General features: G+C 43.3%; 21 protein-coding genes. 6 read left to right on the top strand and 15 right to left on the bottom strand.

Annotated elements, in window-relative coordinates; genetic code table 11:
• Window positions 1-2 precede the first annotated feature (2 nt).
• From AS888_RS23335 to AS888_RS23325, 3 genes are read right to left on the bottom strand one after another with little or no spacing between them, the layout of a single operon-like run.
• Window positions 3-1964: a DUF6449 domain-containing protein gene (locus AS888_RS23335; protein ID WP_061144479.1), complete on the bottom strand. Its 1962-nt coding sequence runs from the start codon at window positions 1962-1964 to the stop codon at window positions 3-5.
• The gene (locus AS888_RS23330; protein ID WP_061144478.1) at window positions 1939-2838 is read right to left on the bottom strand and encodes an ABC transporter ATP-binding protein; all 900 of its coding nucleotides are present in this window, start codon (window positions 2836-2838) and stop codon (window positions 1939-1941) included. Before AS888_RS23330 ends, AS888_RS23335 begins: the two co-directional genes overlap by 26 nt.
• Window positions 2835-3218, bottom strand: a complete 384-nt coding sequence (locus AS888_RS23325) for a GntR family transcriptional regulator (RefSeq protein ID WP_061144477.1) — start codon at window positions 3216-3218, stop codon at window positions 2835-2837. The genes AS888_RS23330 and AS888_RS23325 overlap by 4 nt, the downstream gene beginning before the upstream one ends.
• A gap of 192 nt (window positions 3219-3410) precedes the next feature.
• On the opposite strand from AS888_RS23325, the gene AS888_RS23320 reads away from it, so the two are divergent.
• Window positions 3411-3827 carry an organic hydroperoxide resistance protein gene (locus AS888_RS23320; protein WP_061144476.1) on the top strand — a complete coding sequence of 139 codons (417 nt, stop codon included), beginning with the start codon at window positions 3411-3413 and terminating at the stop codon, window positions 3825-3827.
• A gap of 52 nt (window positions 3828-3879) precedes the next feature.
• On the opposite strand, the gene AS888_RS23315 is transcribed toward AS888_RS23320, so the two are convergent.
• Window positions 3880-5184, bottom strand: coding sequence for an MFS transporter (locus AS888_RS23315; RefSeq protein WP_061144475.1), 1305 nt, complete (start codon window positions 5182-5184; stop codon window positions 3880-3882).
• Window positions 5185-5432: 248 nt separating this feature from the next.
• Here AS888_RS23315 and AS888_RS23310 point away from each other — a divergent pair, with 248 nt between their 5' ends.
• Window positions 5433-6239: a glycerophosphodiester phosphodiesterase gene (locus tag AS888_RS23310; protein ID WP_221408624.1), complete on the top strand. Its 807-nt coding sequence runs from the start codon at window positions 5433-5435 to the stop codon at window positions 6237-6239.
• Between the two features lie 225 nt (window positions 6240-6464).
• Here AS888_RS23310 and AS888_RS23305 read toward each other — a convergent pair whose 3' ends face one another.
• On the bottom strand, window positions 6465-6944 hold the full coding sequence (locus tag AS888_RS23305; RefSeq protein ID WP_061144473.1) for a hypothetical protein: 480 nt from the start codon (window positions 6942-6944) through the stop codon (window positions 6465-6467).
• A gap of 293 nt (window positions 6945-7237) precedes the next feature.
• On the opposite strand from AS888_RS23305, the gene AS888_RS23300 reads away from it, so the two are divergent.
• Both AS888_RS23300 and yidC read left to right on the top strand, forming a co-directional pair.
• A complete protein-coding gene (locus AS888_RS23300; RefSeq protein ID WP_061144472.1) occupies window positions 7238-7525 on the top strand; it encodes a hypothetical protein in 288 nt (95 codons plus the stop codon).
• 27 nt (window positions 7526-7552) lie between these two features.
• Window positions 7553-8338, top strand: coding sequence for a membrane protein insertase YidC (yidC, locus tag AS888_RS23295; RefSeq protein WP_260320345.1), 786 nt, complete (start codon window positions 7553-7555; stop codon window positions 8336-8338).
• A gap of 130 nt (window positions 8339-8468) precedes the next feature.
• Here yidC and cphA read toward each other — a convergent pair whose 3' ends face one another.
• Complete coding sequence (gene cphA / locus AS888_RS23290; RefSeq protein ID WP_061144471.1) at window positions 8469-11090, bottom strand: cyanophycin synthetase; 2622 nt, start codon at window positions 11088-11090, stop codon at window positions 8469-8471.
• Complete coding sequence (locus tag AS888_RS23285) at window positions 11087-11902, bottom strand: cyanophycinase (protein WP_061144470.1); 816 nt, start codon at window positions 11900-11902, stop codon at window positions 11087-11089. The genes cphA and AS888_RS23285 overlap by 4 nt, the downstream gene beginning before the upstream one ends.
• A 169-nt stretch (window positions 11903-12071) precedes the next feature.
• On the opposite strand from AS888_RS23285, the gene AS888_RS23280 reads away from it, so the two are divergent.
• Entirely contained in the window at window positions 12072-12494 is a 423-nt protein-coding gene (locus tag AS888_RS23280) for a pyridoxamine 5'-phosphate oxidase family protein (protein WP_061144469.1), read from the top strand.
• Window positions 12495-12573: 79 nt separating this feature from the next.
• Here AS888_RS23280 and AS888_RS23275 read toward each other — a convergent pair whose 3' ends face one another.
• From AS888_RS23275 to AS888_RS23245, 8 genes are all read right to left on the bottom strand, one after another.
• Window positions 12574-13614 (bottom strand): M42 family metallopeptidase, encoded by a 1041-nt coding sequence (locus AS888_RS23275; protein WP_061144510.1) that lies wholly within the window; start codon window positions 13612-13614, stop codon window positions 12574-12576.
• Window positions 13615-13710: 96 nt separating this feature from the next.
• Window positions 13711-13845 (bottom strand): hypothetical protein, encoded by a 135-nt coding sequence (locus tag AS888_RS26995; protein ID WP_260320344.1) that lies wholly within the window; start codon window positions 13843-13845, stop codon window positions 13711-13713.
• Window positions 13846-13883: 38 nt separating this feature from the next.
• Window positions 13884-14072, bottom strand: coding sequence for a hypothetical protein (locus AS888_RS23270; RefSeq protein WP_034314269.1), 189 nt, complete (start codon window positions 14070-14072; stop codon window positions 13884-13886).
• 113 nt (window positions 14073-14185) lie between these two features.
• Window positions 14186-15952, bottom strand: a complete 1767-nt coding sequence (gene opp4A, locus AS888_RS23265; RefSeq protein WP_061144468.1) for an oligopeptide ABC transporter substrate-binding protein — start codon at window positions 15950-15952, stop codon at window positions 14186-14188.
• Window positions 15953-15971: 19 nt separating this feature from the next.
• On the bottom strand, window positions 15972-16871 hold the full coding sequence (locus tag AS888_RS23260; protein WP_061144509.1) for an ABC transporter permease: 900 nt from the start codon (window positions 16869-16871) through the stop codon (window positions 15972-15974).
• Window positions 16872-16893: 22 nt separating this feature from the next.
• A complete protein-coding gene (gene opp4B, locus AS888_RS23255) occupies window positions 16894-17859 on the bottom strand; it encodes an oligopeptide ABC transporter permease (protein ID WP_061144467.1) in 966 nt (321 codons plus the stop codon).
• Between the two features lie 15 nt (window positions 17860-17874).
• Window positions 17875-18801, bottom strand: coding sequence for an ABC transporter ATP-binding protein (locus tag AS888_RS23250; RefSeq protein WP_061144466.1), 927 nt, complete (start codon window positions 18799-18801; stop codon window positions 17875-17877).
• Window positions 18779-19804 (bottom strand): ABC transporter ATP-binding protein, encoded by a 1026-nt coding sequence (locus AS888_RS23245; protein WP_061144465.1) that lies wholly within the window; start codon window positions 19802-19804, stop codon window positions 18779-18781. Before AS888_RS23245 ends, AS888_RS23250 begins: the two co-directional genes overlap by 23 nt.
• 496 nt (window positions 19805-20300) lie before the next feature.
• On the opposite strand from AS888_RS23245, the gene AS888_RS23240 reads away from it, so the two are divergent.
• Window positions 20301-20936: a Bax inhibitor-1/YccA family protein gene (locus tag AS888_RS23240; RefSeq protein WP_061144464.1), complete on the top strand. Its 636-nt coding sequence runs from the start codon at window positions 20301-20303 to the stop codon at window positions 20934-20936.
• Window positions 20937-21041 lie beyond the last annotated feature (105 nt).

The following is a 21041-nucleotide window of genomic DNA, read 5'->3' as shown; positions in this document are numbered from 1 at the left end:
CTTCATTCATTAAAATGGTCCAAAACGAAATCGGGTACATGGTCGCCGGAAAAACTCTTGATATCCACCTCCCTGCTATCTTTATAATGATAAACAGCTACATATTCACCACTCCACTCAACTTGGGCGTTGGCAATGAGCGTATCGATTTCTGAAAGGGTGTTGATTTTCAATCGGTTGGGTTTTTGTTCGATTTGTCGGGCGAGCTCCTCTGCCGAGACCGAATTATAAATGGGCGAATCTGTCTTGGCAATCAGAATATAGGAGATGTCACTAGCCACTAGTCGTGCTTCGTCTGCTTTACCGGTTTGCTCCATCCATTTTGAAAACTGAGTGAAAGAGGAATCCCAATTCATATAAATGATTTTGTTATGATCCAAATATATATCAATCGTGGCATAGTCACCGAAAGAATTCGTCATTTGTGAGAGCGACTGATTTTTGAGATCCTCGGACAGTGCCTGGACGGCTTCTTGGAGCTGATGGCCATCCTTGATCGTGACGGATTTATCCACTTGCCCGCTCGCTTTTATCCTTATGTTAGTGACATCTTTAGCTGCCACATTCAGCAATTCATTCACCGTTTTTTTATATTCACTCGATTCATAAATTTTCGCCAGTAACGGCAGGTACGATTCATAGTTTTGCAAATGATACTCTCTCGCTATCCGTTTTCCATCCTTTAGTTGATACAGGATGAATACCGATTGGCCGTCATTCAATTCACCGACGGAAACTGTTTTCCCCTTTTCGATAATTTCTTGATGCAATAACGTGACCGCCTCTATGTTTCCCTTCTCTTTAAGGAAAGTGGGACCGATATATGTGGTTTCATCCTCAAAATACAAAGGGGAGCTGCCAATATAGATCTGGCTGATTTCCCTTTTATCCGGAATGTTGGACTTATACTGAATGGGATCTATTTTCAAAATGATCGCCAGCACAATGATGATCATCGTAAATACTAGATAGCCTTTCAGCTTGAACTTGATTCGCCAAGTCTTTTGCAGGACGATTTCCCCTAAATAATATCCGAACAAAGAGCCGATGACATATCCGAAGAAAATCCAGCCCCTTTCACCGGTCGTTTCGCTAAAATAAAATCCTGAAAACAGTAGCATGCAAATCGTCAGACCGAATTGGAATAATGGCTTGAGCTTCGGGAAAACAAAGGCCTGCGAAACATGTTCCAGCTTCCTCCTTTGGTAGATGACCAGCGACAGAAACGACAAAAGCAAGGTCAATAAAGCATAGATCACTGTTTGAGAGGAGAAAAATGTGATTTTCTCCATCTCGGTTGCAGCCAACAAGGGAGAAATTCCTGTCAGGTTGGTCCTTAAATAGTAATCCGCAGAAAATCCTGTTAAAAAAAACTTCATATTTGCTGCAAACAACACAAATAAGCCGACAGGCAGTGCTAGAAATATATAAGTCAGCAAGCCTTGCAGAGCCGATAACCCCGTTATCATTCCTATAAAAACGGCAACGGAAAAGATGACCGCTTCCAAAATGAATGTAATTCCCATCCAGGACCAAATATCCGCCAGCGAAAACAGTCTTTCAATATCTATGGCAGATTGGAACAAGATCAAAATTGAACCGGTGAATATAATGGGCAAGGCTAAGAACAAAAAGCCCATCCCGACCATATGAAGATATACGGTACGTCTAGTGATGGGTAAACTATGAATAAAGTCCGATGCTTGTTTTATCTGTAAAAAACGAAAGAGAAAGATTGCAAGTAAGACTGGAATAACGATGACCAGGACAAATTGGATCATTTGCTGACTGGAGAAAAGGTTTTCAAATTCCACGAATTCATTTTTTTCATTCAAAATATACGTCAATATTTGCAAAGGGAGTGCAAACATGAGGCCAATTAAATAGAGAAAGCCAATCCAGCCGGTACTTCTGAAAATATAGATGATCAGTTCCCGATTAGGCCAGGGTATTCTGGATGACATAACCTATATCCCCCATTTCATAAATGAATATCTCCTCTAAAGTAAGGGGAAGCATATCGAAGATGTCAGGTTGAAACTGATTGAAGTGCGCTTTGATGCTCGGTTCCTTTCCTTTAACGATGCACACGATCACACTTCCTTGTCTTTGCTTGTCAAGAATTTGGATTCCGCGGTAAATCCCGTGAGGAATTTTATGTTTAAAGGCAATTTGCACTTTGTGTACATCCGCTTTTAAATCAGCCAGATCTTTTTGGATAACAAGCTTGCCGTTATGTAAGATTCCTACATGATCCGCCAGATCTTCAATTTCCCGGAGATTATGGGAAGAAATCAAGATCGTCATGTCCCTTTCAGCAACATCCTGAACCAATAACTGTCTCACATTTTTCCGCATGACCGGATCTAACCCATCAAAAGGCTCGTCCAATATCAGAACTTCAGGCATCGTAGCGAGGGCGAGCCAAAAAGCAACCTGTCTCTGCATCCCCTTTGAAAGTTTATGTATTTTATATTGGAGGGGTATCGGGAATATTTCCTGCAGTTGATAGAAGCGTTCTTCGTTCCACTTACGGTAAACACCGCTGTAAAAAAGGGCCATTTGCAAGATCGTATAGTTAGCCAAGAAATAAGGCGTATCAGGAAGGAAGAAACAACGATTTTTCACTTCACGGTTTTCGAAAACATGTAATCGGTCAATCAGTACCTCACCACTATCCTGAATCAGGTTGCCTGAAAGCATTTTTAAAAGAGTCGTTTTCCCTGCCCCATTGGAACCCAGCAAACCGAATATGGTGCCTTTTCCTATAGCCAAGGTGACGTTCCTGATCGCTTCTTTCCCTTCATATAACTTACTCACCTGCTTTATTTCAATCATGAATCTCCCCCCTTTCTCAATGGACTGATATCTTTTACCAATCGATGGATTTCATGTTTCTCGATGCCGATATACATAGCTTCAGCAAGCACTTTTTCAAGCTCGTTTCTGATTTTCACTTCCTTCAAGGAATTCTTGATGGATTTAGGAGGGGCGACGAAATTCCCTTTTCCGGGCAGTGTATATATATATCCGTCAGATTCAAGCTGTTTGTAAGCTTTCTGAATGGTATTGGGATTGATGGTCAATTCCTGTGCCAATAATCGGATCGATGGAAGCTGGTTGTGCTCCAGTAAAACCTCATTGATCATTAGTTCCTTAAATTTATCCATCAATTGCTCATATATGGGTTTCCTGCTTTGAACATCCAACTCGATCATCAGGAGCCTCCCTCTTATATTGGTGTATTACACATACTAATACAGTTCATTATAAAACATTTTCTTCCAATTTAAAACCATTTTTAAACAATACTTTTACGTCTGACATTCATAAACTCTCATTCATTTTGTTTAATAAGACGTATTGTGGGGAACTAATGGTAGTAATCATTTAAAAAGGAGATGTTTACTTTGAAACCACTATATACAGCTACAGTTACCGTACACGGAGGACGAGAAGGACATGTTAAGTCAGAGGACGGAATCCTTGACTTCGATGTCAGATCACCTAAGGAACTAGGCGGTTCCGGTGAAAAGGCAACGAACCCTGAACAATTATTTGCAGCTGGCTATGCTGCCTGCTTTGATAGTGCCTTGAATCTTGTCCTGCAAAAGGAAAAGAAAAAAGCCGATACTTCCGTGACGTCAAATGTCACGATCGGTAAAGATGAGCAAGACGGAGGCTTTAAATTGGCTGTAAGGCTGGATATTTCGATTCCTGACCTGAGCAAGGAAGAAGCCCAAGACTTTGTCAAAAAGGCCCATGCGACTTGCCCATACTCAAAAGCAACTCGCGGGAATGTCGACGTTACCCTTAATTTGGTATAAGGACAGATGGATGAAGGGAATGCCCCCCGGTTAAAAGGGGGCATTCCCTTTTTCATTTGACTTCTTCCAATTTCTTCAACTTGAACAAAAAGCCCAGTCCTATGACCGCCATGATGATCAGTGACCCCAATGCCATCCGGCTCGCCAATGTCCCAAGCTCATGAAAAACCAACGTAATCGTTCCATATAATAGAGGGCCAATTATGGAAGAAACCTTTCCAGAGAAAGCAAATAATCCAAAGAATTGACCTCGCTTCTTCTTGGGCGTCAGTTCAATGATATACGTCCTTGAGGTCACCCACATCGAGCCAAGCGAAACGCCAAACATACTCCCTGCAACCCAGAACCAAAGAGCGGTTTGTGCGAATACCGCGATAAATAAAGCGACCAAGAGCAGCATCCCCACATATGTCACAGCAAGCCGAGGTCCCTTCGACTGTGTGATATATCCAAAAAGGAAAGAGCCGGCAATACTCGATATCGTCGATACCAAGTAAAGCAAAATGAACCCGCTTGAGGAAAAGCCCACGACAGTCTTGGCATAGACAGCCATCATGCCAATCGTCGTCGCAATGGCGTCGTTTAAAAAGAAATAGGCGATCATGAAAGTGAATATCGAGCGATAGGACCTCATCTCTTTGAATGTTGCCTTGATTTCCTTATAACCGGATATGAACGGTTGTTTTGCTTTTTGCGGTTTTGGCGTCTCCTTCACAAAAAAGAACAAGGGAAGGGAAAAAACGAGAAACAAAATGGCCGTAGGCATGAAGGCTTCATGTGAGCTTCCTTTACTGATGAATGGATAAATGGACAGCCCCACTAACGTTCCTAGGTAGCCAACGGCCACGCCAAATCCCGATATAAGCGGCATTTGCTCTTTCGTACCTAAATCGCTCATCATCGTATCATAGAAAACGAGACTGGAATGATAGAAAAACTTAGCGATGACGAATAATAGAATGACAATGGCCAAGGAAACGGGAATGCCAAGGAACAGTCGATCAAACGAGGCTCCCCCGAAAACCCCCATGAAAAATGTGCTTATAACGGAAATGAGTGTAAAAATCACGATATATTTTTTCATCTTTCCGGTTCGATCGATCATGACGCCAAACAACGGTGAAAACAAAACAAGAAATAAACTGGCCATCGCATTTGCGTAGGAAATGAAGGTACTGGCAATTTGATCAAGAACAGCATTATCCCCAATTTGCTCCTGAAGGAAAAACGGAAAGAAAATCGTATTGATATTTGAAGAAAAGATCGTATTGGCAAAATCGTATAATGCCCAAGAGAGAACGGGAACCGAAAAATATAAACCAAGATTCCCCTTCCACTTTCCAGGGTTCTGTTTCATCAGCTTCCCCCCTTATTATTCCTTTAACTATATGTATTCCATCACTGATCAATAAATCCTTTTCATTCTCGAACAATGGTTGACATCACTGTAGTAAGATCCATGCTTTTTCCTTATCCAACATGTAAAATGATGAAATGAGGCTGACAATGGACAAACTTATTTTATTTTCTTTAAGCTAGGGTAAAGGATAACCAGGAAGTTTATTTTTGTTATTAAAAGGAGTGTCAATGGTGATTGGATTTTTCTTGATAATTTTGATGATCGTACTTTTCCTCTTCGCCCTTAAGCTGAACGGTTCGAAGAGTGTCTACCAAGAGAACTTCAATATCCAGCATTCCCCCCTCAAAATCGGACATCGCGGCGCTGCCGGACATTGCCCTGAGAATACGGTCGCTTCTTATAAGAAGGCGCTCGAATTGGGAGCTGAAGTGCTTGAGGTGGATATTCATCTCAGTAAGGATGATGTACTTGTGGTTCATCATGACCCGACGCTGGATCGGACGACAAGCGGTAAAGGAAGACTCCGCGATTACACAGCTGCCGAATTAAAGGAATTCGATGCCGGGAGCTGGTATCATTCACGTTTCAAAAACGAGCGGATTCCTTTATTAAGTGAAGTATTCGAAAGATTCCGGACCGAGGCTGGGTTCTTAATCGAAATCAAACACCCATCCCTTTATCCCGGCATTGAAGCAAAGCTAGCGGAAGAGCTAAGGAAGTACATCGGAAGCGCATCCTTTAACAATCCGATCATGGTTCACTCGTTCGATGCGGATTCCATGAGAAGGTTTCATTTACTGATGCCGGAAGTACAAGTTGGGGTACTGATAAAGCGGAGGATCAATGACGAAGCATTAAAGGAAATAGCGAAGTTCGCTTCATTTTTAAATCCCAAGCAAACGATCCTGGATTCGAAGCTTCAGCTGCGGATCCAAAAGCATGGGATGAAGGTATATACCTGGACAGTCAACAATAAAAAACGGATGCGCATGTTCGAGAAAATGAAGGTAGATGGCATCATTTCAGATTTCCCTGATTATTTCTCGGATTGAAACGCTTGAAGGACCTGCCCCCTCTGTTCGGTTAATAAACAAAAAGGTTACGGAATGGCTGCTTCCGTAACTTTTTTGTTTTTCATAATGAAATTGTTGCACAATGACATTCCTGCGGGAATCCAAGTCCAAGGAAGACTCCACAGACGCAAAAGTGAAATGACACGCTCAAAGTCCCATTTCTCCAAAACTATGGATGGTTCGCGCAACTTAAGGCGATTGCTTTTAAAAGCATTGAAAGGCCTGTATTTCACTTGCGTCGGTTCCATAATAGGACCATCGCTGCTGACTTTTTCTCCAGCGATAGCCCGCTACGGAATTATAGCCGACATAAGTGGGGTAAAACCAAAACGAGCGGCCGTTTCTTAGCCAAACATACGTATTTTGGTATAAGCACCCTTTCATTGAACCAGGATCTAACGCCTGCAGCATACTTCCAGTAAGCTTTGGAATGAATAAAGGCGGCGCCATATGCGGCGGGCCCCCTCCTTGTGGAGGCCGCGGCGGGCTTGCCTGTCCCCCGCCCTGGTAAGAGCCTGACGGGCCAGGAGGTCCAGGCATCCTTTCAGCCAATTGTTGATTTTCAATTAAATCTGGTGCTGCCCATAAATCATGAGCATTGGTTTGTGGGTGTATATTTTGATAAACATCATTTTCAGGTTGGTAATAGTTATTATGTTGATTGAACGAATCGTACGGTTTCATCCATCTTCACCTCATGATTGAACTTCCTTTTATTCTTATGTCGGCGAAGGATCATATGTGCCATGGCCGCCTCCATTCCATGCTTCTGGAATATCCTTGGGCCTTTCTCATCCACTTCATCGAAGTGAAAATATTCCCTGTTTATTTTTTGAAAATATCCCTATATTTTTTGGCATGATTGCATTAGAATTTGATATAGTGTTCTTAATGATTTAAACTCAGTAAGATCGGATTTGATTTTAGCGGTCAACTGAATGACATTTTCCTATCTTAGACAAAAACGAGGGATTCCTATGTGGGAATTATTATTAGAATTTGATTATCAAACCGTTCGTCATGCGGTATGGGCAGGTTACTTGTTGACCTTTGTCTTTCCACTGGCGGCGTTTTACTTCTTAAATAAAAAGCAATCACACTTGAATGATAAATATCAAGCTTCCGTCCATTCCGATCAAAGTAAATCCCCTGTTCATACAGGCAGCACTTTTGACTGGCGCGGTGCACAGCGCTTTTTCACATTTATCAGGCAAAAGGATTCACCCGATGATTCCGATGAGCCAAGCCTCCTACTAGTTGTTTAAACAAAAACAATTTGAGGAGGAATTAATTTGAAAAAGAAAAGCGTGTTACTTATTACGGTACTGATCCTGGCAACGGTCCTTATGTCAGGTTGCTCTGCAGCTGCAAGCGGTCCATTTCATACAGGTTTGGTTAATCCAATGACGAAAATGCTTGAATTCAATGCCAATTTATTTAATGGTAACTATGGGTTGAGCATCATCATGATGACATTTTTCATCCGTCTTGTCCTGCTTCCATTGACTGCCAAGCAATATAAAACACAGCTCAGCATGAAAACGAAAATGAATGGCCTGAAACCTGAAATGACTGCCATCCAACAGAAGATTAAGGAAACGAAAGATCCGGCTAAACAAAAAGCCCTGCAGCAGGAAATGATGCAGCTTTACCAAAAGCATGGAGTCAACCCGTTAAACATGGGTTGTCTGCCACTATTGATCCAAATGCCGATCTTGATGGGTTTTTATTATGCGATTAAAGGATCCCATGAAATTGCGACACATAACTTCCTTTGGTTCAGCCTTGGCCAGCCGAATATTGCCATGGCGATTATTGCCGGTGTCATTTATTATTTCCAATCGGTCATATCCATGAGACAAATGCCCGAGGAACAGCAGAAACAAATGAAGCTGATGAGCCTGCTCTCGCCAGTGATGATTTTATTCATTTCTTTCTCCGCTCCTGCCGCCTTGCCATTGTATTGGTCAATCGGTGGATTATTCATGATCGCCCAGACGATCGTCCTGCAACGCGTATATAAAAAAGACCACGTCAGTGTCCCTGCCGGGAATGAGACGGTTATCAAAAAAAGCTAATTCATCATGAAACGTACCCTCGAAGGCAGTTGCTTGTTGCTTTAAAACAACTCTGCTTAGGGGGTACGTTTCTCTATAAACAAGCATACATGAAAGAACGTGCACTTCGCAGGGCGAAATGCACGTTCTTTCATTTTTTTGATAAGCTGTCGCTGGAAACCTTTTGAAAAAACTGCTCGACATATTCGAAATCCGTGTAGAAGAAAAGTAACAGATCACCTGGTCGAGATGCTTCCCAAGCGTCCATGAATGCATCCAACTCATTCAAAACGATCCTGGCCCGATTCTTATGCAGCCCTGCTTCTTCCGCAGCTTCCTGGAGCAGCCCGGCTACTTCGCATGGCTTCCTTCCCCGTAAATCGTCATCTTCCTTAATGATGAATAAATTGGAATGGACGGCCGCCACCTTGGCAAGCCTGATGAGCTCCTCATCAACACGGTCTCCCGGACCTGCCAAAACGGTGATAAGTCGATTTCTGTTATAGGCACCCACCGTTTCGAATATTGCCTTCAACCCCGCCTCATTATGGGCATAGTCGATGATGATGGTCCGCTCATTCAATTTCTTTAAATTGAAACGTCCTTTTGACAAGTTGGTATCAGGCATAAAAGTCACTGCCTTCTTTCGTAGTTCTTCCATGGATACGCCTTGTGTATGGGCTGCAGCCAGTGCCTGAAGCAAATTGGCGATATTATGACGGGCCATCCCCGAAATCGTGATGGGGATCATGGTACAATCCATGAACGGCTGTGTGACACCTGCTGATGAATGCAGGATCATCCCTTGTTCATTTACGAACCAAACCTTTTGACCCATTTTAATCGCTTCCTTCACTAATGGCTGATTGGCGTCCGTCGAGGTATAAATGACTTCCCCATCTGTATATGCCCCCATTGCGGCCACCTTCGGATCATCGGCATTCAGGATACAGTACCCCGTATCCAGAACGACTTCGGCTATCAGACGCTTTAATTTCACAAGATCCTCCATCGTATCCATACCATCACAGCCGAGATGATCTTCACTCACATTCGTAATGACACCCACATTACATTGGCGGAAGGCCAGGCCTTCACGCAAGATTCCTCCTCGTGCCGTTTCCAAAACCGCTGCATCGACTTCAGGATGGGACAGCACCATCCTTGCACTGATCGGTCCGCTGCAATCACCTTGATCCAATATGTCTTCACCTATATAGACCCCATCTGAATTGGTCATTCCAACCTTGGTGTCATCATTCGAAAGGAAATAATGAATCATTCTGGTCGTTGTCGTTTTTCCATTCGTTCCCGTCACTGCGATGACCGGTATCGCCGCATCTTCCCGGGACGGGAATAAATAATCGATGATGGCTTTGCCTACCTCCCGTTTTTCCCCTTCACTCGGATAATGGTGCATCCGGATACCGGGAGCAGCGTTGACTTCAATGATTGCCGTCCGTGAGTCATTGAGCGGCATTGAAATATCCTCACAAATAAAATCAATTCCGGCAATATCCAATCCAATCGCTTTTGCAGCTGCAATCGCCATTTTCTTAATGGTTGGATGGACCTGCTCCGTTACATCGATAGCCTTGCCGCCAGTCGAGAGATTTGCGTTGCCGGCAACTTGGACCAGCTCCCCTTGCTTCGGGATCGAGTTGAGTGTCCGATTCGTTTTTTCCAAGTAGCATGTCACGGTATGTGTCAGCGGGATTTTAGACATTGGTTTTTCATGGCCATCGCCCCGCAAAGGATTGCGGTTTTCCTTTTCTATCAATCTGCGTATCGTTTCATTTCCGTTTCCAATCACATAGGGAGGAAGCCTCAAACTGGTCGCTATAAGCTCCCCATTCACGATTAGCATACGGTAATCATGTCCTTCAATATGCCGTTCGACGATATATTTCTTCACGTACGCTTCCAGGCAATTGATGACATTGAAAAGTTCATCCTTATTCTTGATATGGGTGATGACACCCTGTCCCTGCCTGCCGTTATACGGTTTTATAACGAGCGGAAAACCGATTCTGTCCGCCGTTTCGAATATCTCTTCGATTGAATGGGCTATTTCCCCTTCAGGAACCGGAAGGCCGCACCCTTTTAAGATCGATTTTGTTAAAGATTTATCACAGGCATTTTCGACGGCGATATTCGAGGTTTGGCTTGAAATGGTCGCCTGGACATACTTCTGCCTTGAACCTGTTCCTAAACGCAGCAAACTATCATCGCCAATACGTTCGACAGGGATGTTTTTTTCATATGCAGCCTTAAAAATCGCTTCTGTACTTGGTCCCAATTTATTTTTATAATATAAATCTTCTATTTGTTTTACATGGAATTGGACATTTATCTCTTTCTCATCATTAAGGATGGCTTCGACGATTTCCTTTGCTGCCAAGAAGGCTTGGAGACCGGATTCCGGCTCTTGATAGTCAAAGGTAACCTGGTAATGTCCCTTTTTTTCCATCATGATCGTTTTTCCGCGAATGACATCGATTCCTGCCAGGTTTTGTAGCTCGATCGCCATATGCTCCAAAACATGCCCCATCCAAGTACCTTTGCGCAGCCTCTCGGCAAAACCTCCCCGATACCCTTTGGAGCATGTATGATTCCCTAGGTTCGGGAGCGTTTTCAACAGGTTTTCATTGAATCCTGGAATGGTATCGGAAGGTTTCTCTTCCAGTTCCTCCAAATCCAAATCGATGCAGATCGTCGGAGTATATGCAAAATAATTGGGTCCTTTTAAGTAACGGACTCTCTTGATTATCATGGTTGGATCCCCTTTTTCATTAACAATTTTCTGGTCACCAGGTCAAAACGATAGCCCCTTGTAAGAGCATGAAGGCAGAATCCCGAGAGAGTCAGCTCTTCACTTCCATTATCGGAGGTCGTGACGTGAATATAATCACTTTTGCTGCCATCAAGCACCAGTACTTCATGTTGCCCATAGACTTCAAAAAGGCCGTCTTTAACTAAAATGGCTGTATTTTCATCGATGCCAATGCCCAGCAATTCCTTGTTTACCGCTATTGCACTTAACAGACGGTCGAACCGGCCGCGCTGGGAAAAATGCTGATCGATTAGCAAACCATCCAGGAACCCGAAACCTATTCCAATCTCGACCTTTAACTTATCATCATTCAGCATCGTGTCGGCGGCGACGATCATATGCTTGCCAATAATGGAAGCACCGGCACTTGTCCCTGCTATCACCATGCCTTGATGCCATGCTTTGGATAGTGCTTGGTGGAATTTGGATTGACCGATCCGTTCGGATAGCCGGCTTTGGTTGCCTCCCGTTATGAAAAGCGCAGAAAGGGATTCCAGCTGTTCGCACATGAGGGGATCATCTGCCTCTTCCCGCGAATCCAGCTTGATCACTTCAACCCTGTCAACTCCTAAAGCTCTAAAAATCTTGATATACTGTTTGCTCATCTCTTCAGGAATTTCACTCGCTGTAGGCAGGATTCCAATCCCGCCATCGGAACGACGGAGAGCAAGCTCGACAAATTTATTTAACACTTCACCTTCAAGGCACTTATCCTCGGCACCGCCAATGATAAGCAATTCACCACAATTCATTTCCTATAATCACCCTTACTTCATTAATTACTCTGTCAGAACACATAATGACTAGTATGGCATCTTGAGCCAGTATTCATTCATTAAATTGGCAAACTGCAGAATTTTGTTTAACTTTATGAAAAAAGAGGAAAAGTATTAGAGTAAAAAATAAAAGGAGTGTGCGAAGATGAGCCAAAACCAATTAAAAGAAAAAGTATTGAATATCCTCAGTGATTCTAAGACTGGAGTTTTATCATCTGTAGAAAATAACAAACCACATTCACGCTACATGACATTTTTTAACGACGATTTGACTTTATACACACCATCAAGTGCCAAGACGGAAAAAATTGATGAAATCGAAAAAAACCCTAATGTCCATATCCTGATCGGCTATGAAAATGAAGGATTAGGTGATTCTTATTTAGAAATATCCGGAACCTCGAAAGTGAACGATTCACAGGACCTGAAGGATAAATTATGGCATGAGTCGTTTGAACATTGGTTCGAAGGTCCCAAAGACCCTAACTATATCATTCTGCAAATTAAACCTGACAGCATCCGATTGATGAATAACAATGGTGAGCCTCCACAAGAATTATCATTATAGAAACGGACGTGGCTATACCCATTTTATTTGCCCACTTAAAAGCCCACCTCCTATGAAAGGAGTGTGGGCTTTTTACTGTTTACATCATCTCTGATTCGATATAATGCAGGATCAGATTGGCCGTATGTTTTAATGATGAAAGGTGAGTCCGTTCAAAGGCATGGGATGCATCGATTCCCGGCCCGATCAAACCGTGGACGACATCATGTCCTGCGCGGATGGCAGCGGAAGCATCCGAACCGTAATAGGGGTATATATCGACACGGTAGTCAATCTCATGGGCTTGGGCCAAGGCGACAAGATGCTGACGCAATCGATAATGATACGGACCCGAGGAATCTTTCGCGCAAATCGAAACGCTGAATTCATCCGTCGCTTGTCCATCACCGATCGCTCCCATATCGACCGCCAGATATTCGACTGTCTGCCCGGGGATATTGGAATTGCCGCCATAGCCGATTTCTTCGTTGTTGGAAATCAGGAAATGGGTCGTATAGGCCAATTTTATCTTCCCTGCAGAAATGAGATCAATGATATGAAGTAGGATTCCGACGCTTGCTTTATCATCCAAATGCCTTGATTTCAAAAATCCCCCATCCGTGACTTCCACTCTTGGCTCGAAGGAGACAAAGTCGCCAACGGAAATGCCTATCGCCTCGGTTTCCGCTTTCGTTTTCACGACAGCATCTATCCGGACTTCCATTGTCTCTTCATCACGCTTGGCGTCCCCGGCATTTTTATAAACATGCACAGAGGTTTGATTGATCAATATGGTCCCGGTGATGATTTTCCCATCAGCAGTATGGATTTTGCAATACTCCCCCTCCACTGAATTCCAGCGGAAACCGCCTATCATCGTCAACTTAAGGCGGCCATTCGGCTTGATCTCCTTCACCATCGCTCCCAGCGTATCGACATGAGCCGTCAGCAAGCGATGTTTGCCATCATCTTCACCTTTAATTGAAGCAAGCAATGCCCCTTTATTGGTGATCTCGTATGGAACCTTCCTGTTCCCCATGAATTCGGCCGCGTACTTTATCGCCTCCTCCGTATATCCCGACGGACTTGGTATCGTCACTAACTCTTTTATGTAAGAAACGATTTCCTTTTCGTTGATCATGCTCATGATTATCTCTCCCTTCCTATTTATTATAACTTTTCCTGCCAGCTTTTAACATACAAAGGACCGTCATTAGACGGCCCTCCGATCGCTTATCTAAATATGTGCAACAACGGGCATGATCGCCATCACCAATGTCGTGATCCCGTATAAAGCGATATTCTCCATATTCATTTGCCTTTTCCACTTATCCCGCCAAACTTTATATCTGCTTCTATCTTCACTTCCCATAAAGAACCCTCCTCGATGGATGATGAAAGTTCACCTTACTATTTTAATTGTCTTTGCTTGTTGGACATTTCCTTCATATATTCCAAGAAGGCTATGCGCTTTTCATCTGGATAGGCAACAATGTCCGCAATGATTTCCTCTTCCAGCGGCTTCAATAATCGGCCAACCGATTCAGTAAACAATATTTCCAGCTCTCTCTTTGTTTCATTAGGATTTCTCACTTCCATCAAAATCATCCTTCCAATTAATTACTATTATCTATATAACCGTAATGCAGTTCCTTGAAACACAAAAAAAATCGGCCGCCCATTCAGGCGGCCGATTGGAATCAGCGATCATCTTATTTAGTAACACCTACATTATGCCATTGATATTGGCGTCCTGCTAGGAAGTCGTAACCAGTAACACGATCATTCACTCCCGTCAATTGGTAACGGAATAATGTCGGAATGACTGGAACCTCATCATGAATCAGTTTTTGCCACTCATTGTACGTATCGATCCGATATTGATCATCGAAGGCTTCCTCTGAAATTCCTTTCGCCAGAAGCTCGTCATTTTTATCATTCACCCAGCGAGTATAGTTGAATTCTGCAGATCTTGACCAAAGACCGGATGGATCAGGATCGGAAGCGACGCCCCATGCAGCTTGATACATATCAACATCGTCATTATCTTTTTTCAACAGATCATAGAAGGAATTGAACTCATGAAGCCTTCCATCGAGCAATTCAACGTCTATGCCCACTTGCTCCCATTGTTGAATATAATATCTTGCTAATGGCTCGGAAACATCGGATCCGCTCATTGATGCAAAGTTAATTTTGAATTCTTTCCCATCTGCATCTTCACGAATGCCATCATTATTTGTATCCACGAATCCTGCTTCATCCAAAAGTTTTTTTGCTTTTTCTGGATTGTATTCATAGGCTTTTAAATCTTTATTGTTATATTTAAAGTTAGGTGTAATGACCGAGTTGGCAGGGAAACGGAGCCCCTTGAACATCTTTTCGCCCACTTCTTTGTTATTGATTGCATAGGCCATCGCCTGACGGAGGCGCTTGTCTTTGAATTTTGGATTCTCATCCATGACATTTTCTTCTTTTTCCTTATCATATTGACCGAAATTGAAGCCGATATAAGAATAAGCCAATTCAACTTTCCCCAATAATTCGACATTATCGAGTTCCTTGGCTTGTTCATATTGCTCAGCCAGGACCTCCGCCACATCAATATCACCATTTTCAAGTGATTTAACGACAACGGAAGGATTCACGACTTTCAAAGTGACGCTGTCCAATTTAGGTGCCCCGCGATAATAATCCTTGTTCGCTTCGAATTCCACGGCTTCGCCTTGGACGATTTTCTTCACTTTGAATGGCCCGAACCCGATTGGGTTTTTCCGGATTTTATCCGAAGATTCCAAATCGGCAATCGGCACATCTTTTAAGTATTCTTTGTGAAGCGGATATGTCCATAAGCCTGTCGTTACGGATGGATTTCCTTTCTTGAATGTGAAGGTGATTTTCTTGCCGTCTACTTTAATGCCTGAAATGCTATCCGCTTTTCCGGCATGATATTCTTCCATACCTTCAATTAATGCCATTTGTTCATCATAGCGCACACCTTTATAATCCTTGCTTCCGATTACAAGATAGGCATATTCCAAATCGGCACCTGTAACAGGCTTGCCATCCTGCCAATTAACATTATCTTTAATCGTCAGCGTAACCGTTTTATGATCGTCAGAAATTTCATAAGAAGCGGCGCCATCATTCGTGAATACATAGTTTTCATCTGTATCCAATAAATCTTCATCATCCAAAAATGTGATTATTTGGTGATCTGGTTCACCTTGATAGAAAACTTTATTCAGGATTCCTTCGAACGGTGTATTAGATACCAATCCGTATGTCAGGTGTCCGCCTTTGATCGGCTCTCCCTGATTAGTCGTCTTTGTCGGGAATTTAGAAGCATCGACCTGTTGGACCGCTTTCCCCTTTTTCTCTTGCGTTGACGATTTCTCGGTATCATCCGAACAAGCAGCAAGCAGTAGAGATGAAATTGCCAATGCACTAAGTACTTTAACATAGCCTTTGATCTTCATATCAAACACTCCCCTTTTTTTATCCTCTTCTTTGCCTTGCATCGGCGGCGCGTTTTAACGCTTGGCCAACAAAATTTATACTCAGCATCAGCACTAATATCATGATTGATGCGGGTACCCAAATCCACCACTTATTTTCCAGAACATCTGGATTTCGCGCGTAACTGATGAGCGTTCCAAGACTCGGGGTGCTCTCCGGAAGGCCGAACCCCAAGAAAGTCAAACTGGATTCCAGGCCAATGTTGCCTGCCAGGTTCAAGATGAAGTTCACGATGATCAATGAACTGACATTGGGCAGAAGCTGAAAAAGGATGATCTTCCAATGCGGCGTTCCCAGTGTCTGTGAGGCATGGATATAGTCCAGCTCACGCTCTGACAATGCCTTGGAGCGGATCAGCCTCGCCTTTCCTGTCCATAAAAACATCGTCATGATCAAGATGAAAACATACACATTGAATACCGGAACGATTGTCACTACCACAATGATGAACATCAATTGCGGTAGGGCAATCACGAAATCGATGACACGCATGATCACATTATCGGTGGCTCCGCCGAAGTAACCCGCAAGCAATCCAAATGACAACCCGATGATCGCCGTGAATAAAGTAATGAACAAGCTGATCGTAAATGAATTTCTCGTACCTACGATCAGCTGTCCGAATACATCACGTCCGCCATAATCGGTTCCGAGCCAATAATCGGAAGATGGCTCCAAATAAATGGAGAGAAAATCGACCTTGGCGATTTCTTTCGCATCCATGAATAAAGCCGCGCCGTAAACAAAAATCAATATAGCTGCCAATATAATCAATGAGCCCATCGCAAGCTTATCCCTTTTAATCTCCTGCCAGATGATTTTCATGCCTGAGGGGCTCACATCCTGCACTTGTATGTTCTTTCCTGTCTCCACTTTCATTTCCATACGACTCACCCCGCTCCTATTCTATCCGTATGCGCGGATCGACCGCACTGAGTATGATGTCCGAAAGAAGTGTGCCAAGCAGCGTGGCAAATCCAGTCATCATGACAATGGCCGTGACAACGCTGAAATCCCGCAGACTCACTGAACTGAGGAAAAGCTGCCCAAGACCCGGATAACTGAAAATGGTCTCGATTATGACAGAGCCCCCGATCAAACCAGTAATTTCGTACCCTAAAAATGCCGCGATCGGCAAAAACGAATTTCTAAGGATATGACGGGAATATACGTTCGATTCAGGCACTCCCTTAGAACGGGCCGTCCTGACGAAGTCCTTGATTTTATTGTCGATGATTTCATTTCGTAAATATTGGATCGTGCTTGTCGTGGCAATTAAAGCCGTACTTAACGCCGGTAAAATCACATGATTGATCTTACTTACCACATAAGCGAATGTCCCTTCATCCACCTTGGAATCGACACTGCCTCCAGACGGGAACCAATCCAGGGCAAAACCGAAAATGAACAACATGATCAAGGCAAAGATGAAAATCGGTGTGCCAAAGCCCAAATAACTATAGCCCGTCACGGATTTGTCGATCCAGGTATCGTTGTACCTGCCGCTCAGTATGCCTAACGGAATTGCCAGCATATATGTAAAGATCAGCGTGACCAGCGCCAGGAACACCGTGTTCCACAGTCTGTCCTCGATAACATCGATAACAGGTGTTTTATGTGTATAGGAAATACCGAAATCCCCCTGTACAGCATTCGATACCCACCTTCCATATTGTTGGTACCAAGGATCATTCAAGCCCAGCTCTTCCCTTACTCTTTCAAGCTCGGCAGGATTGGCCTTAGGGTTGAGTTCTTGCCCCGACAGGGCATCTCCCGGCATGGCTTTTGCCATCATGAAAACGATGAGGCTCAATAAAAAGAGCTGCGGGATCATAACTAAAAAACGTCTGAGGATAAACTTCCACATATCCTTTCCACCTCCTTATTGTAATGCAACTCTATGGGTCGATGAGATTGGCTTCAAATCATAGGCCCGGCCATTTTCATCGAAAAATGTTGAATAGGAAGACTCGTATTCCGCCGTAAGCTTCTTTCTGAGCTTCACCTTTTCCCCGCGAACTTCCGGCTCTAAATCCGGAATGGCGGCAATCAGCCGTTTCGTATATATATGTTGGGGATTTTCATAGATTTCATCGCTTTTGCCTTCCTCAACCAATCTACCGCGATACATGACACCCATCCGGTCACACATATGCCGGATGACACCTAAATCGTGGCCGACGAATAAATAAGTCAAATTGAATTCCTGCTGAAGGTCCTGAAGAAAATTCAATACCTGTGCCTGTACGGAAACATCCAGCGCCGAAACCGGCTCATCCGCTATGATCAACTTTGGCTTCAATGTCAATGAACGGGCAATCCCGATCCGCTGGCGCTGTCCCCCTGAAAATTCATGGGGATATTTATGGATCGATTCCGGACTGAGTCCTACCTTGTCCAAGAAGTCCTGAACGATTTTCTTTTCCTCCGCCGGTGATAGCCGTTCGAAATTCCTCAGCGGTTCTGCAATGATGTCCAGCACCCGCTTCTTCGGATTCAATGAAGAATACGGGTCTTGGAAGATCATTTGGATATCTTTTCGGAATGGTTTAATCTCTTTTCTACTTAGGCCCGCTAAATCCCTGCCTTCAAACAGGATTTGTCCCGATGTCACATCATTCAGCTTGACAACTGCCTTACCTGTCGTCGATTTGCCGCTGCCCGATTCCCCGACCAATCCATATGTTTCTCCTTGCTGCAATTCAAAGGAAACGCCGTCCACTGCCTTTACATGATCGACCACCCTTCGAAAAAAACCTCCCCTAATCGGAAAATGCACTTTCAAGTTATCTACTTTGAGTAATGTCATGGGTCGATTCATCTCCTTCAGCTTGGAAATAAAATTCTTTATAGCAGGTACACCGTACAAAATGGCCCTTGGCCACTTCGTGAAGCTGAGGCCTCTCTTCATGTGCATGCCTTGGAATCCATGGAATCCTGTCTTGGAAACGGCATCCAATCCTATCCATTTTCGCGATGGATGGAACGATTCCCTCAATAACATGCAAACGGTTTTTCTCATGTGATGCCGAAGGAATCGAATTCAATAAAGACCTCGTATACGGATGAAGCGGATTGTTGAATATTTCCTTGACGCTCCCCGTCTCCACTACCTGACCCGCATACATGACAACGATTCTGTCCGCAACCTCTGCCACGACGCTCAAGTCGTGTGTAATCAAGATGATTCCCATCCTTGTCCTGCTTTGGATATCTTTCAGCAAGTCTAGTATTTGCGCTTGAATCGTGACATCCAGGGCGGTCGTGGGTTCATCGGCAATGACCAGTGCAGGGTTGCAGGCAATGGCAATCGAGATCATCGCCCTTTGCCGCATTCCGCCCGATAGCTCATGCGGAAATTGCTTGTACGTACGTTCAGGGTAAGGAATTCCCACTTGAGTCAGAAGCTCGATTGTCCTTTTCTTTTTTTCATCCTTGGAAAGTTTGGTATGGTAATCAAGGTTTTCCTCGATTTGTTTTCCGATCGTCATGAGCGGATTCAAGGCCGTTAAAGGTTCCTGGAAGATCATCCCCAATTCCTTTCCGCGGACTTTATTCATTTGTGTCTCATTCAACTTCAGCAGGTTTTGCCCGTTATAATGTATGGTTCCTTCTGATTTAGTCCTTTGTTTATTATGTAGTTGCATAATGGATAAGGCCAAAGCACTTTTTCCACAACCTGATTCTCCAACCACGGCTACAATTTCGTTTTCATTTACCGTAAACGAAACATCATCCACAGCAGCATGATATGTACTTCCGATTCGAAATGAAGTTGTCAGATTCTCTATTTCCAAAATAGCTTTATTCATCCTTGCTCCCCCTAAACTATTTTATCGGGAAAATAATTAATCTTCTGATAATTAGTTAAGATTTTAATCAATTTTTTACATTTACACAATAGTTTTTATACAAAATAATGACAATTTTTTCTCTTTTTATAACTTTAGGAATAATTTTCTGGTATAAAAAATCTTTTCCTTTATAGCTGTTACACAGTAAAGTCATGAAGCTGGTTAAAAAGCTTGGACTAACCATTCCCTACTTCATTATTTTAATATAACAAAAACAATAAATATTGGAATTGTTTGATATTATTGGGCGAAAGGGTATCAGTAAACAAATCAGATGAATATTTTAATATTTCAGAAAAATTAGGACGAAGGTAGGATGCTCATAAAAATAGGTTTCTTTCATATATATATTTCAGAAGCTTTAAAAAAAACACCTAAATTTCCCTATGGACAATGAAACCTTTTTAAAACCCATTCGTAAGTATCGGTAGAAGAATAATGATGAGGTGAAAACATGTATTCACAAACTGTACAAACCTATATGCCATCCGTGATGCGGACCTTCGCATTATCACTGGCCATTTCAGTATTGGGGATGGCCATAGGTACTTTTGTTCCTCCGGCCTTGTTCATCCCGTTAGCGATCCTCGAGATTGCCATGTTGATTGGGGCTTTCATCATGCGGAGGAAAAAAGCGATCGGATACACATTTCTGTATAGCTTCACGTTGATTTCCGGGATCACCACCTATCCGATCATCGCTCATTACTTGGCCGCTGCCGGTGCTAATGTAGTGATTTTAGCCGGTGTAACGACGACAGTCGTATTTGGAGGTTTAGCCATTTATGCTACGACCACCAAAAGGGACCTTTCTTTCCTGGGAGGAATGCTCTTTGCCGCTTTGCTTGCTTTAGTGGTGATCGGTATCTTCAACATTTTCTTTCCTTTAAGCTCTACAGCCATGTTGGTCTTTTCATTTATCGGGATTTTGGTTTTCAGCGGGTATATCCTTTACGATTTCAATCGAATGAAGCATTACGGTGTAACGGCCGAGGAAGTTCCGCTCATGGCCTTGAATCTCTATCTTGATTTCATTAACCTTTTCATAAACATCTTACGCTTTTTTGGTATTTTGGCAAGTGATGACTAGTTCCGATCAAAAGGACGCTTGGAAGGCAGCCAAGCGTCTTTTGACGTTCAGTCTCCGAATTGGATACCTTTTAACTCCATGTTAAAAAGACCCAATCTCTGTTTG

This window comes from Peribacillus simplex, assembly GCF_001542915.1.
Classification (GTDB): Bacteria; Bacillota; Bacilli; order Bacillales; family DSM-1321; genus Peribacillus; species Peribacillus simplex_B.
The sequence above is the reverse complement of the archived record's forward strand: the minus strand, read 5'-3'. Positions and strand labels throughout refer to the sequence as shown.